Source organism: Acidimicrobiales bacterium (assembly GCA_041394185.1).
In the GTDB taxonomy this organism is placed as follows: domain Bacteria; phylum Actinomycetota; class Acidimicrobiia; order Acidimicrobiales; family Poriferisodalaceae; genus JAAETH01.
Window position 1 is genome coordinate 1,038,431 of the sequence record JAWKIQ010000001.1, and the last position, 13,104, is coordinate 1,051,534.

Below are 13,104 nucleotides of genomic sequence, written 5' to 3' on the forward strand. Positions count from 1 at the left end.
GCCGACCCATCGTCGGCGCCTGATGGTTCTACACTCGCCCATTGCGGGCGGTCAGGACACGAGAGGTGCTGTGTTGGGCAGTCGAATACCGACCCTGGCCCTGGCGGCAACGCTGCTGATAGCCGGGTGCTCGTCTTCACCGTCTTCCAACTCTTCGTCGTCGACGACCACGTCGAGCCAGCCGGTGCCTACATCGCGGGCAGAAGGGGATGGTGATGCAGCAAGAGGATCGGCCGTCGACGCCGGCGCGCCAGGGTCACCCCGCTCGACGGTGCTCTCGATAGGCGTCGGCGTGGGGCCTGCTTCGATGGCGCCGTGGCAAGACGATTGCTCGCCGGGCTGTGACCCTGTGCTCGACGCCGTATTCGACCGGCTGTTCGAGATGGACGTCGCGGGCCGGCCCGTGGGCTGGCTGGCCACATCGGCCATCCCCAACGAAGACTTCACCACCTGGACGGTCACGTTGCGCCCCGGTGTGGTCATGCACGACGGCACGCCCCTCGAGTCGAGCATCATCGAGCAGATGTGGACGGTGCAGCAGACCGGGGGTGCGGCCGCCGACTTGGCGCGTGCCGCAGGTTTGCTCTCAGTGCGAGCCGTCGATGAGCTGACCGTTGTGTACGAGCTCTCCGAACCCCTGTCGACGTTCCCGGCCCTGCTGGCCGCACCGGCATTGGGCATGGTGTTCGAACCCGCCGCAACCGTCGAGCCCCAGCGGTTTGCGAGCGCCCCTGTTGGCACCGGTCCATATGTGGTGATCGCGTCCGACCCTGATGGTGATGTGGCGATGGTGCGGTTCGACCAGTACTGGCACGACAACGAATCGAGCGCGCCCGCGTCGACGTACGACGAACTGCGGTTCGAGGTCGAGCCGTCGCCTTCGCTGAGGTTGGCAGGCCTGGCCGGTGGCAGGTTCGATCTGATCGCGGGTGACGATCTGAGGGTCGACGACCAGAGTGGCCTCACGGTGCACACGGCGGTTGGCTCCAGGTCGAGCGTGCTGGTGTTCGACACCAACCAGGCTCCGTTCGACGATCTGAGGGTGCGGTCGGGGCTGGCGATGGCAGCCGATCGGCAGGCCGCTGCCGAGGCCTTGGGTGGAACGCCCGCAACCCAGTGGTTCGAACCCGGGGCCGCGTCGTTCTCGGCCGAGCTGGCGGCCGCGGCCCAACGTGACGTTGGCGTCGGGCTGGGGCTGATCGACCAGTACGTCGAAGATCCCAACCGCAGCGATGCAAGACAGCCGGGCGAGCCGATAGCGGTGGAGGTGCTGTGCGCCACAGACCATCCGCTGGGAGATCAGCTGAGTTCGGTGATAGCGGCCTGGACAGACTCGCCTGCCGTTTCGGTGTCGGTCAGGCGAGCGGAGGCCTCCGACGTCGAGGAGGCTGTGGTGGCAGCGTCGGCCGGGCTGGACGGCAGCTTCGGTGTGGCCTGCTGGTGGGCGGGAACCCTCGACGAAGACGTTCTGGACCTGCAGGCCTTCACAGGGGCCCCGGCCGCCTCGCCGGCGAACGTAGCCGACTTCTACGACCAGGCCATAGCGCAGCAGCTGCTGGACGCCCGCAGCGCCTCGGGAGCCGACCTCACCGACCTGCTGACCTCGGTGGCCAGATCGCTGTCGGACAACGCCGTGACCATCCCCGTGTCGCATCCGGTCGTGACCTTCGCAGCCGACTCAGCGGTAACCGGGCTGGGAACGGTGACCACACCCGAGGGCGCAATGATGGGCGGCGCCGATGCCGGTGCATTGCGTTGGCACTCGATTGCGCCACGAGGCGTCTGACGCCTAGGCGCCTTGGCGCTTTTGGATGTTGGCCCACTCGTCGCGCAGCCCCACGGTGCGGTGGAACAGCATCTGAGTGCGCGGATCGTGGGCGAAATAGCCGAGCCGTTCGAACTGCACCACCTGTCCCGGCTCGGCTTGACCCAGCGCCGGCTCGAGCTTGCAGCCCACCAGTAGCTCGACCGAGTCTGGGTTGAGGTCGTCGAGCGGGTCTCCCGTTTCGGCGCCCGGAACCTCTGCGCTGAACAGCCGGTCATACAGAGCCACCTGGGCGTCGACGGCGTGATCTGCCGACACCCAGTGGATGGTGGCCTTGACCTTGCGTCCGTCCGGAGCGTTGCCGCCAGCGGTGGTGGGGTCGTAGGTGCAGTGCACCTCGGTGACGTTGCCCTCGTCGTCGGTTTCGAAGCCGGTGCAGGTGACGAAATAGCCGGCCCGCAGCCTGACCTCGCGACCGGGTGTGAGGCGGTAGTACTTGGGCGGGGCGTCGACCATGAAATCGTCGGCCTCGATGTACAGCGTGCCCGAGAACGGAACCTGGCGCACCCCGTCTGAGTCGTCTTCGGGGTTGTTGACCGCCTCGCGGTACTCGACCACCGGCTCGCCGTTGGCGTCGGTGGGCCAGTTGGTGATGACCAGCTTCAGGGGGCGCAACACGGCCATTCGTCTTTGGGCGACCTGATTGAGGCGCGTGCGTACGAACGATTCCAGCAGTTCGACGGCGTGGCGGCTGTTGGTTCTGGCCACGCCGATGTACGAGCAGAACTCACGAATGGCCTCGGGTGGATAACCCCGGCGGCGAAGCGCGCGCAGTGTGGGCAGCCGTGGATCGTCCCAGCCGTCGACCACGCCCTCGTCGACGAGCTGCTTGAGCTTGCGTTTGGACGTGACGGTGTGGGTCAGCTCTAGGCGAGCGAACTCGGTTTGCTCGGGCTTGTCACCCTCGAGTGGAAGATGCTGCAAGAACCAGTCGTACAGCGCCCGATGGTCGGAGAACTCGAGCGTGCAGAGGCTGTGGGTGACGCCCTCTATGGCATCGCCCTGGCCGTGGGCCCAGTCGTAGGTGGGGTAGATCGACCACTTGTCGCCCTGCCGGTAGTGATGCTCGTGGCGAATGCGGTACATGACCGGGTCGCGCAGTTGCATGTTCTCGGCCTGCATGTCGATCTTGGCGCGCAGCACCCTGGTGCCGTCGGCGAACTCGCCGGCACGCATCCGCCTGAACAGATCGAGGTTCTCTTCGACACTGCGGTTGCGATAGGGGCTTTCGATGCCCGGCTTGCCGAAGCCGCCCCTCTGCTCGGAGATGGTCTCGCCATCCTGATCGTCGACGTAGGCCAGCCCCTTGCCTATGAGATGCTCGGCCCACCCGTAGATCTTCTCGAAATAGTCGCTGGCATAGAACACCTGAGCCGGCTCGAAACCCAGCCAACGAACATCGGCGACGATGCTCTCGGCATAGGTGTGGTCTTCGGTCAGCGGGTTTGTGTCGTCGAAGCGAAGGTTGCACACCCCGCCGAACTCGTCGGCGATGGCGAAGTCGAGCACGATCGCCTTGGCGTGCCCGATGTGCAGGAAGCCATTGGGTTCGGGAGGGAAGCGGGTTTGTACCCGACCCGCGAACGTGCCCTGCTCGATATCGGCGACGACCTTGTCTCGCACGAAATCGGACTCTGAGTTGGGTGTCTGGGGAGGCATGGGTCCTACCGGCTCGGGGAAGTCGCGAACACCGAAACGGTAGCGGTTCATACACTGGCCGGGCCGTAACAATTGGGGGTAACCATGCCGAGCCCGTTCGATCACACGATCACGAGCGAAGAACAGCTGGCCGCGCTGTACCGAAAGCCCAGCACGATCGCTGCCGGCAAGGCCTGCGACCACATCGACGAACAGTCGCAGCGGTTCATCTCCGCCAGCCCTTTCGTGGTGGTGTCGACCACCAACCGCCAACACAGCCGAGGCGATGTTTCTCCAAAGGGCGGGCCACCCGGCTTCGTGAAGGTTCTCGACCAGAAACGTCTGGTGATCCCCGACTACAACGGCAACAACCGAATAGACGGGATACGCAACCTGCTGTCAGACCCATCGATCGGGCTGCTGTTCCTGGTGCCCACCAACGGCGAGTCACTTCGTATCAACGGCCAGGGTTACCCCACCACCGACCCGCAGATCCTCGACATGTTCACCGACGAGGTCCGCAGGCCCACCAGCGCCATCGGCGTACACGTCGACGAGGTCATGTTGCACTGTGCCAAGGCGCTGCGCAGGGCGCGCCTGTGGCAGCCCGACTCGTGGAGCGGAGGGGCACCAACCGCTGGTGAGCTGCTGGCCTCACACATGAGCTCGCTGGACATGTCGCCCGCCGACATCGACGACACCCTCGAAGCCAGCTACCAAGCCGACCTGGCCGCAGACGCCCCCGAGCAGGCGGGCACCGGAGGCTTGTCGTGAGGGTGTTGGAGCTGTGGCGCTATCCGGTCAAGTCGATGGGTGGTCAGCGGCTGGAGGCCGCCGAAATCGGTCCGGCCGGAATCGTGGGCGACAGGCAGTGGGGTGTGGTCGACCTTGCCACGGCCACGATGCTGACCGCCCGGCGCGAGCCCCGCCTGCTGTTCGCTTCGGCGCAGGTGAACCCGATGGGCGAACTGGTGGTGACGTTGCCAGACGGCACCCAGACCGGCGATGGCGAAGGTCTGTCGCGTTGGTTGGAGCGCGATGTCGAGCTGGTCGAGCGCTCCGCCGTCGACGGGGGTCAGCGCTACGAGATCGCCACCGACTTCGAGGACGAGGCAAACAGCCGTTGGGTCAGCTGGGAGGGCCCAACACATTCGTTCCACGACTCGGGGCGCACGGCCGTGTCGATCTTGGCCTCCGACGCCCTGGGCGCCTGGGACCGACGCCGCTTCCGGGGCAACGTCATCATCGACGGCGACGAGCCGTCGCAGCTAGTGGGTTCGTCGGTTCGACTGGGGAGCACCAAGCTGACCGTGTCCAAGGGGATAGACCGCTGTGTCATGGTGACGCGACCCCTGCCGGCGTCGGACGGCCACGCTGCAGCCGAACGAGATCTGTCGATCTTGCGCACCATCAACTCGCAACGCCAGTCGCTGATGGGCTTGGGCTGCATCGTCGACGAACCAGGCCGCGTAAAGGTCGGAGATCTTCTGCGAAGCGGCACATTCTGACGCGTAACTGGCACGGATCACGGTTTGGGGTTGGGTCGTCGGTGGTACAAAGAGTGCGACTGGCCTACAGGAGACCCCAATGAAGTACATCATCGCCGTGATCCAGCCTTGGCGCCTCGATGCTGTGAAGCAGGAACTGAGCACGGTCGAGGTGTTCCGCCTCACCGTTTCGGACGCATCCGGTGTCGGCCAGCAAAAGGGCCACACCGAGATCTATCGTGGTCAGCACCACGAGATCGACCTACTGCCCAAGAAGCGCCTCGAGATCGCGGTCAACGAAGACTTCGTCCAGCCCACGATCGACGCGATCGTTCGTGGCGCCAAGACCGCCGATGGCGGCAAGATCGGCGACGGCAAGATCTTCGTGCTGCCCCTCGAGAACGTCATCCGCATCAGCTCAGGTGAAGAGGGCGGCGGGGCTATCTGACCCCTTGACCTCGCAGTACGCTCAGTGGTCGTGTCCCGGCGATCGCTGAGCGTACTGACGCGCCCGGCCTTCGACCGCATGGGCGTCGGCCAGACCGTGCCGATGCACCAAGGCCTCCAGAGCCCCATACCAACAGCCGTAGTATTCGAACTCCTCGCCTGCGGCCTCGCTGGCAGCGATTTGGACGATCAGCTCTGACCTGAAGTCACTCCAGTTGAACCGGCCGGCTTCGACCAGGGCCGCTGCGACGCCGAATGCGCGGCTTTGCCAAGGGGCGTCGAACACCAACTCGCCGTTGGATCTTGGCGGCGCGCCGTCGCCGGTCCACGAGTCGAAGTCGCTCACGGCGTGTCCGCCAGCGCAACCCCGATCATCGAGTCTCGGTTGACCAGCGCCGCCAGCTGATCTACAGACATCAACTCGGTGCCATCAGGGCGTTCTGGAAGCACCATGTAGCGGGTTTCGCTGCTGCTGTCCCACACCCTCAGCTCGACCGAAGGGTCGACCTGCAATCCCATCTCTGCCAGCATCGCCCTGGGGTCTTTGACAGCACGACTGCGGTACTCGGGGCTCTTGTACCAGTTGGGTGGCAGCCCCAGCACGGCCCACGGGTAACACGAGCACAGGGTGCACACCACCAGGTTGTGAACTCCGGGGCGATTGGCCTTGACCTCGAGGTGTTCGACCTCGGCCCCGTACAAGCCCCGCTCGGCGATGACGCCGTCGGCGTCGTGCAGCAGCCTCTGCTCGAACGCGGGGTCTGTCCAGGCTTCGGCCACCAGGCGGGCGCCGATCATCGGGCCGATGTCGTTCTCGTATCGTTCTATGGCCGCGTCGACCCGACTGCGGTCCAACAGACCGGCCTCGGCCAACAGGTCCTCCAGCGCCTCGATGCGTGTCGCGGGCGAGTCGGCGCCGGCGTGATCGTGACTCTGATCGTGGCTGCCGGTCACGGCGTCTCCTCGTCGATGGGCGTCAGATAGGGCTCGTATGCATCGATCATCACCGTCACCCCGGGCTCGGCTTCGTCGCCCCACAACTCGGCGGCGTCGAATGAGACCGTGTAAACCCACACCGCTCGTTCGGCGAGTCGATGGGCGCTGGCATCGGGCAACACCTCGCAGGGGTGGATCTCGACTATGTGGCCCGTTCGTCCGAACGTGTAGGCGGCACGTCTGGTGTGTCCTTGGTGCTGGGGCGCAACGATCCGAACGGCCTGGCCCGTGGCGAACCGTGGGGGCACGTCGGTGACGCGCCTGGCCGGCCGACCCTCGATGGTCTGGCCGGCCGCGGGCTCAGGAAGCTCTTGTGATGCCGGGGCCACGCTGGGGGCGGCCCGAGCCACCGCTGTCGACCCCAGATCAGTCGAGTCGACCAGGCCACGTTCGACGGCCAACAGCTCGAGGGCTGCCAGCCAGCGCCCGAAATATCCGTTGTCGAAATAGTCGGCGGGGTCGAGCCGCTCGATCGTGTGGCGGAACTCGCCGGGGGTACTGCCGATGGCGCGCAACACCGGCATCAACGTTCCGAACACCCTGCGCTCCCAGTCGGAGTGGAACGCAGGCTCGTGGGGCGCGTACGGCACCGCGCCGCGCAGGCGACTGCCGCCCAGATCCTGCACGCCCAACGATTCGGTCACGCGCCAATTGTTGCAGGTCGGTTTGGCCCGTGCTGTGGTTGGGGTGTCACCATGTGCGGGTGCTGAGAACGTCCCTGGCTCCTCCGTTGGGTTCGTCGGTGAATCCGAACGATCCCGATTTCGCAAAGAACCGGTCTGACATGCTCGAGCAGCTCGCCGTCATCGACGAGTTGCTCGATGAGGCCGAGGCCGGGGGAGGGCCCGCGTCGATCGAGCGCATGCGGTCGAGGGGCAAGATGCCCGTGCGCGAACGCATTGCCCACGTGATCGACCCCGACACGCCGTTCCTCGAGATCAGCCCGCTGGCGGGATACGACTCCGACTACACCATCGGGGGCGGCATGGTCATAGGGATTGGTGTCATCGCAGGGACCGAATGTGTGATCCTGGCCAACGACCCGTCGGTGCTGGGTGGGGCCCTGACGCCGTACGCGGGCAAGAAGTGGACCCGCGCCATGGAGATCGCCCGCGACAACCAAATGCCCTATGTCAGCTTCGTCGAGTCTGCAGGTGCCGACCTGCGCGTCGAGACCGGCGACAGCAACAGGCGCAAGGTTCAGACGACCCACTTCGCCGAGAGCGGCAACGTCTTCTACGACCTCATCGGGCTTTCGGGCGCCGGCATTCCGACGGTGTGCGTCACCTTCGGTTCTTCCACCGCAGGCGGCGCGTATCAACCGGGTCTGTCCGACTACAACATCTTCATCAAGCAGCAAACCAAGGTGTTCCTGGCCGGGCCGCCCTTGGTGAAGATGGCCACGGGCGAAGAGTCAGACGACGAAACACTCGGTGGGGCAAACATGCACACCGAGGTGTCTGGTCTGGGCGACTACTTCGCCGAGGACGAGATGGACGCCATTCGTATGTGCCGCGAGGCCGTGTCGCACCTCAACTGGCGCAAGCAGGGGCCCGAACCGTCTTTCACCGCCGAACCGCCGGTGCTGGACCCTGACGAGCTGCTCGGGCTGGTGAGCCGCGACCTCAAGCGGCCCTTCGACATCCGCGACGTCATCGGACGCATAGTCGACGGTTCGCGGTTCGAGGAGTTCAAGGCCCGCTATGGCTCGACCCTGGTGTGCGGCTGGGCCAGCATCCACGGCTATCCCATCGGCATCCTGGGCAACAACGGGGTTCTGATGCCAGAGGCGGCCGAAAAGGCAGCCCACTTCATACAGCTGTGCAACCAGATCGATGTGCCGCTGCTGTTCCTGCAGAACATCACCGGTTTCATGGTCGGGCGCGACTTCGAGGCCAACGGCATCGTGAAGAAGGGTTCGCAGATGCTGAACGCGGTGTCGAACTCGAAGGTGCCGCACCTGACCGTCATTGTGGGCTCGTCGTACGGCGCGGGAACCTACGGCATGTCGGGGCGAGCGTTCGGCAACAGGTTCACGTTCCTGTGGCCCACCGCGAAGATCGCCGTGATGGGACCCTCGCAGATCGCCGGCGTGATGTCGATCGTGCGGCGGGGGCAAGCGGCCCGCAAGGGCATCGAGTTCGACGAAGAAGAAGACGCCAAGATCGTGGCTGCCGTCGAGCAGGCCCAAGAGGCCGGCTCGCTGGCTTTGGTGGCCAGTGGTGCGATCTCAGACGACGGCATCATCGATCCGCGCGACACACGCGACGTGCTCGGAATGTGTCTGTCGGTGGTGGCCAATGGTCCCGTCGAGGGAACCCAGAACTACGGAGTGTTCCGGCTGTGACTGCTGTGGCGAATTCGATCGGGTGCCTTCTGGTCGCCAACCGTGGCGAGATCGCACGAAGGGTTTTCAGAACCGCTCATTCGATGGGCATGCGCACCGTTGCCGTCTATGTGGCCGCCGACGCCGATGCACTGCACGTGGCCGATGCAGACATGGCTGTCGAGGTGCCTTCGTATCTCGATGCCGACGCAATCTTGGCGGCTGCGCGTGCGACACGAGCAGGCGCGGTTCACCCCGGCTACGGCTACCTGTCCGAGAACCCGACCTTCGCCCAGGCCGTCGCCGACGCCGGTCTGGTGTGGGTGGGCCCGCCGCCCGCGGCCATCGTGGCCATGGGAGACAAGATCGAGGCCAAGAAATGGGCCGTCGACGCGGGAGTGCCGGTGCTGGGCTCCAGCGACGACCCCGATGTGTTCGAGTCGGTCGGTTTCCCGCTGCTGATCAAGGCCGCAGCCGGAGGCGGCGGAAAGGGCATGCGCATAGTCGAAGGCCCAGATGATCTGACCGAGGCCGTCGCCGCGGCCCGCAGGGAGGCGGCGACGGGCTTCGGCGACGATCGGGTGTTCGCCGAGCGTTACGTGCCCAGGGCCCGCCATATCGAGGTTCAGATCGTCGGCGACCAGCACGGCAACGTCGTGCACCTGGGCGAGCGCGAGTGTTCGATACAGCGCCGCCACCAAAAGATCATCGAGGAGGCTCCCTCGCCCTATGTCGACGAGGCCATGCGTTCCCAGATGGGTGAGGCCGCGGTAGCCCTCGCCCGCGCCATCGGCTACACGTCTACCGGAACGGTCGAGTTTCTGGTCGACGACGAAACAGGTGAGTTCTTCTTTCTCGAGGTGAACACGCGCCTGCAGGTCGAGCATCCCGTTACCGAGGTGGTCACCGGCATCGACCTGGTTCGCACCCAGTTGCGGGTGGCCCAGGGCCAGCGGCTCGAGTGGACCCAGGACGAGATCGACCTGTGCGGGCATGCCATAGAGGCCCGCCTGTATGCCGAAGACCCCGCCAACGGCTTTCTGCCCGCCACGGGCACCATCGAGGCGTTCGAGTTCGCCCAGTCGCCCGCTGTGCGCATCGACACCGGCGTCGGCCCAGGCAGCGTTGTGGGCACCGACTTCGATCCGATGATCGCGAAGGTCATCGCCGGTGGCCCGACCAGGCAAGAAGCCGTGTCGTGTTTGGCATCGGCGCTCGAGCGGGCCCACATCGGCGGCGTCGTGACCAACCGCGACCTGTTGGTGGCGACGTTACGCACGCCAGAGTTCGGGGCAGCCGACACCACCACCGACTTCATCGATCGTGTGGGCCCGAGCCTTCGTCGCCAGCTCGACGATGCGACGCTGCAGCGCGTTGGGGTGCAGGCAGCCCTGTGGTTGCAGGCATCCAACCGCGAGTCGGCGCCCGTGCTGCGATTCATGCCTTCTGGGTTCCGCACGGGCCGCCTTCCGGCGCCCAGTCTGGTGTTCGACGTTGCCGACGGTTCCGAGCGCCGCCTGGATGTTTCGTACCAACGCCGCCGCAACGGCGATTTTCATGTACGCGCCGGCGAGCTGACCGCAAGCGCAACGGTGTTCAGCAGCAATGCGACGTCGATCGACGTGGCGGTGGACGGTGTACGCGAGATCGTCAGGGTGACGCGCAGCGCCGACTCGCTTCACCTGACCACGTCCCACGGCACGGTCACGCTTGCAGTGGTGCCGCTGTTCGCTCCGCCCGAAGTCGAGATGCCTGCCGGCGCCCTCACCGCACCGATGCCGGGTCGAGTGGTCGAGGTGCGTGTCGCTCAGGGCGAACCCGTCACCGCCGGTGAGGTGTTGGTAGTGCTGGAGGCGATGAAGATGGAACACCATCTGCGCGCGCCATACGACGGAGTCGCAGCCGAGGTGCGGGTGGCCGCGGGTGATCAGGTCGACAATGGCGCTCTATTGATGGTCATCGAAGACGCCTGAGCGCTCGATACCTGCAGACCGGCGGCCTCAGAGCTTCTTGCCCAACCACACCTGGGCGAAGGGGTGGGTGTTGTATCGGGGCACGTCGACGAATCCGGCCGAGCGGTACATGGCAATGGCCTCGGTCAGCGAGCTGTTCGAGTCGAGCCACACCTCGGTGTAGCCGAACCGCCTGGCGGCAGCCTCGAGCTCGTCGAGCAGCAGCCGGCCCCCGCCGAGGCCGCGCGCCTCGGGCGCCACCCACATCCGCTTGATCTCGGCCACGCCCGGCTGTTCTGGGCGAAGTGCTCCGATGCCCAGCGCTGGCGCATCGTCGCCGTCGTCGGCCCACTGCAGCGTGTAGAAAACCCCGACGGGCGGCGTGGTGTCGTCTATTTCGGCCTGGGGCGTAAGTTCGGCGTCGAAACCGGTGTCGAAGCGCTGGTCGAGTTCGGCGTAGTACGCGCCCAGACAGCGCACAACCTCGGCATCATCGGCACGCCGGATGCGCACCACCAATGGGCGTTTCGTCACACCCACCTGGCAAACTCGTCGACCGAGAAGCGGTCCGATCGCAGCGCGTTGACGGGGGCGTCGTCGTCGCGATGACCGATGGCCATTCCGCAAAACAACATCTCGTTCTCGGGCGCTCCGACGAATTCGGTGACGCCGGTGTGGTGATTGGCCCACGCCTCCTGCGGGCAGGTGTCCAGGCCCGCCTCGACAGCCAACAGCATGAACGTCTGCAGGAACATGCCGAGGTCGCTCCACTGGGGAGGCCCCATGGTGCGGTCGAGGTAACAAAACAGCGCCGCCGGTGCGCCGAAGAAGTCGTAGTTCTGGGCCATGCGTGCCAGGCGCGCCGCCTTGTCTTCGCGGGGGATGCCCAGCAGCGCGTACATGGCCTCGCCCAATTCGAAACGGGCGGTGCGGTACGGGTCGATGAGCCCGGGGGGATAGATGTCGTATTCGGCCTGATCTAGTGGCCGGCCCGCCATGAACTCGCGGAACCGGCTCATCGACTGGCCGTTCACCACGTAGATGCGCCAAGGCTGCACATTGCCACCCGACGGGGCGCGCGACGCCTTGTGCAGCAGATCGCGGATTGTCTCGTCTGCCACTGGGGTGGGCAGGAACGCCCGGATGGACGCCCGCTTGTCGACGGCTTCAGAGACCGACATCGTCATGGGTAACTCCTGTGATCAGAGACGTTGGCATGGCCAGGCTGTGGGCGAGGGTAGCCGCACCATCCAATCAGCCTGGTATCAGAACACCCGGGTGTCGACCTCGGCACCGAATGCAACACCGCCGATGCGGTCGAGCTGAGCGGGTGCCACCATGGCGTGTTGGGCCCCCACCAGCACGTCGCGCTGAATACGGCTGAGCGGGCACCTGTTGTACACGGCGCTGCCACCTGCGGCGCCGAAGCATGTGTTCACCGCAAACAGTGCTCGTTCGGCGGTGTTGCACGCGGCCAGGCGAAGCAGCCGACGCTGCTCGATGTCGGCGATGCCGTCTTGTGCCGAGCTCCATGCCGAACCCACAGCATCCTCGGCAAAGGCGCGTGCCGAACGCACGGCGGCGTCTGCCGTCGCCAGCGCCGCACGCGCCGACGACCGATGGGCGAGATCGGATCGTGACCCGGCCGGGCGCTTGTCGCCCAGTTGTTCCAGCTCGTCGACGGCCCGATGGGCCAGACCCAACAGCACGTACGAGACCGAAACTGCGAAGTTCCCATAGAACGGGAACCGGTACAGGGCCGAGTCGACCGTGGGCCGACCGCCGCTGAGCGGGCCGACATCGGCCCAGCGACCGTCGGGCACGAACGCCTCGGTCACCCGATAGTCGGTGGAGGCAGTGCCCTTCATTCCGGCTACGTGCCACGTGTCGAGCAACTCGACATCGTCGGGGTCGAAGAACGCAAGCATCGCCCTGGCCCCCGACGCGTGAGCAGCAGGCTCACCGTTGGCGTCGACCACCCGGACGCCGCCGCCCATCGATGTGACGTGCGAACTTCCAGAGCCCCACTCCCACTTGCCCGTGACTCGCAACCCGCCGTCGACCAGACGACCCAACCCATTCGGTTGGGCGTGGCCGCCGGCGATGGCGCCGTCGGGGCCAAACACCACCTGGGCCCAATGCGGATCCATCCATGCACTGAGAGTTGCCGTGGTGTTGGCGATCATGACCGCCCAGCCTGCTGACCCGTCGTGGTAAGCGAAGCGCTCGATCGTGTCCAGCACATACTGCATCGGGGCTTGTGAACCGCCGTAGCAGGTGGGCACGGTCAGTTTGAACGCCCCCGCCTGAGCCATCTGGGCCACCAGGTCGGCCGGTAGACGACCAGCTGCCTCGGTCTCGTCGCTGCGTTCCCAGGCTTGTTGGGCTGCCGGGTCGAATCGGGCGTCGGGGTGGAGAGACATCGCAGATAGG

At 65.8% G+C, this 13,104-nt stretch carries 13 protein-coding genes; 6 read left to right on the forward strand and 7 right to left on the reverse strand.

Annotated elements, in window-relative coordinates; translation table 11 throughout:
* Positions 1–22 precede the first annotated feature (22 nt).
* Positions 23–1,786 carry an ABC transporter substrate-binding protein gene (locus R2770_04895; GenBank protein ID MEZ5279788.1) on the forward strand — a complete coding sequence of 588 codons (1,764 nt, stop codon included), beginning with the start codon at positions 23–25 and terminating at the stop codon, positions 1,784–1,786.
* Positions 1,787–1,789: 3 nt separating this feature from the next.
* Here the strand turns inward: R2770_04895 and R2770_04900 are convergent, their stop codons facing one another.
* Positions 1,790–3,535, reverse strand: coding sequence for a glutamine--tRNA ligase/YqeY domain fusion protein (locus R2770_04900; GenBank protein ID MEZ5279789.1), 1,746 nt, complete (start codon positions 3,533–3,535; stop codon positions 1,790–1,792).
* Between the two features lie 33 nt (positions 3,536–3,568).
* Here R2770_04900 and R2770_04905 point away from each other — a divergent pair, with 33 nt between their 5' ends.
* The 3 genes from R2770_04905 (at position 3,569) to R2770_04915 (ending at position 5,398) form a co-directional block, all read left to right on the forward strand.
* Positions 3,569–4,237 (forward strand): pyridoxamine 5'-phosphate oxidase family protein, encoded by a 669-nt coding sequence (locus R2770_04905; GenBank protein ID MEZ5279790.1) that lies wholly within the window; start codon positions 3,569–3,571, stop codon positions 4,235–4,237.
* Positions 4,234–4,971: an MOSC N-terminal beta barrel domain-containing protein gene (locus R2770_04910; GenBank protein ID MEZ5279791.1), complete on the forward strand. Its 738-nt coding sequence runs from the start codon at positions 4,234–4,236 to the stop codon at positions 4,969–4,971. Before R2770_04905 ends, R2770_04910 begins: the two co-directional genes overlap by 4 nt.
* A 79-nt stretch (positions 4,972–5,050) precedes the next feature.
* A complete protein-coding gene (locus tag R2770_04915; GenBank protein ID MEZ5279792.1) occupies positions 5,051–5,398 on the forward strand; it encodes a P-II family nitrogen regulator in 348 nt (115 codons plus the stop codon).
* A 21-nt stretch (positions 5,399–5,419) separates the two neighbouring features.
* On the opposite strand, the gene R2770_04920 is transcribed toward R2770_04915, so the two are convergent.
* The 3 genes from R2770_04920 to nthB are packed head-to-tail and all read right to left on the reverse strand — an operon-like array spanning position 5,420 to position 7,037.
* Positions 5,420–5,743 carry a nitrile hydratase accessory protein gene (locus R2770_04920; protein MEZ5279793.1) on the reverse strand — a complete coding sequence of 108 codons (324 nt, stop codon included), beginning with the start codon at positions 5,741–5,743 and terminating at the stop codon, positions 5,420–5,422.
* Entirely contained in the window at positions 5,740–6,351 is a 612-nt protein-coding gene (gene nthA, locus R2770_04925) for a nitrile hydratase subunit alpha (protein ID MEZ5279794.1), read from the reverse strand. Before nthA ends, R2770_04920 begins: the two co-directional genes overlap by 4 nt.
* Complete coding sequence (gene nthB, locus R2770_04930) at positions 6,348–7,037, reverse strand: nitrile hydratase subunit beta (protein MEZ5279795.1); 690 nt, start codon at positions 7,035–7,037, stop codon at positions 6,348–6,350. Before nthB ends, nthA begins: the two co-directional genes overlap by 4 nt.
* Positions 7,038–7,135: 98 nt before the next feature.
* Here nthB and R2770_04935 point away from each other — a divergent pair, with 98 nt between their 5' ends.
* Both R2770_04935 and R2770_04940 read left to right on the forward strand, forming a co-directional pair.
* Positions 7,136–8,740 (forward strand): carboxyl transferase domain-containing protein, encoded by a 1,605-nt coding sequence (locus R2770_04935; protein MEZ5279796.1) that lies wholly within the window; start codon positions 7,136–7,138, stop codon positions 8,738–8,740.
* Positions 8,737–10,692 carry a biotin carboxylase N-terminal domain-containing protein gene (locus R2770_04940; protein ID MEZ5279797.1) on the forward strand — a complete coding sequence of 652 codons (1,956 nt, stop codon included), beginning with the start codon at positions 8,737–8,739 and terminating at the stop codon, positions 10,690–10,692. The genes R2770_04935 and R2770_04940 overlap by 4 nt, the downstream gene beginning before the upstream one ends.
* 27 nt (positions 10,693–10,719) lie before the next feature.
* Here R2770_04940 and R2770_04945 read toward each other — a convergent pair whose 3' ends face one another.
* The 3 genes from R2770_04945 to R2770_04955 form a co-directional block, all read right to left on the reverse strand.
* Complete coding sequence (locus tag R2770_04945) at positions 10,720–11,205, reverse strand: GNAT family N-acetyltransferase (GenBank protein MEZ5279798.1); 486 nt, start codon at positions 11,203–11,205, stop codon at positions 10,720–10,722.
* Positions 11,202–11,858: a nitroreductase gene (locus tag R2770_04950; GenBank protein MEZ5279799.1), complete on the reverse strand. Its 657-nt coding sequence runs from the start codon at positions 11,856–11,858 to the stop codon at positions 11,202–11,204. Before R2770_04950 ends, R2770_04945 begins: the two co-directional genes overlap by 4 nt.
* 78 nt (positions 11,859–11,936) lie before the next feature.
* Positions 11,937–13,094 (reverse strand): acyl-CoA dehydrogenase family protein, encoded by a 1,158-nt coding sequence (locus tag R2770_04955; GenBank protein MEZ5279800.1) that lies wholly within the window; start codon positions 13,092–13,094, stop codon positions 11,937–11,939.
* Positions 13,095–13,104: the final 10 nt, after the last annotated feature.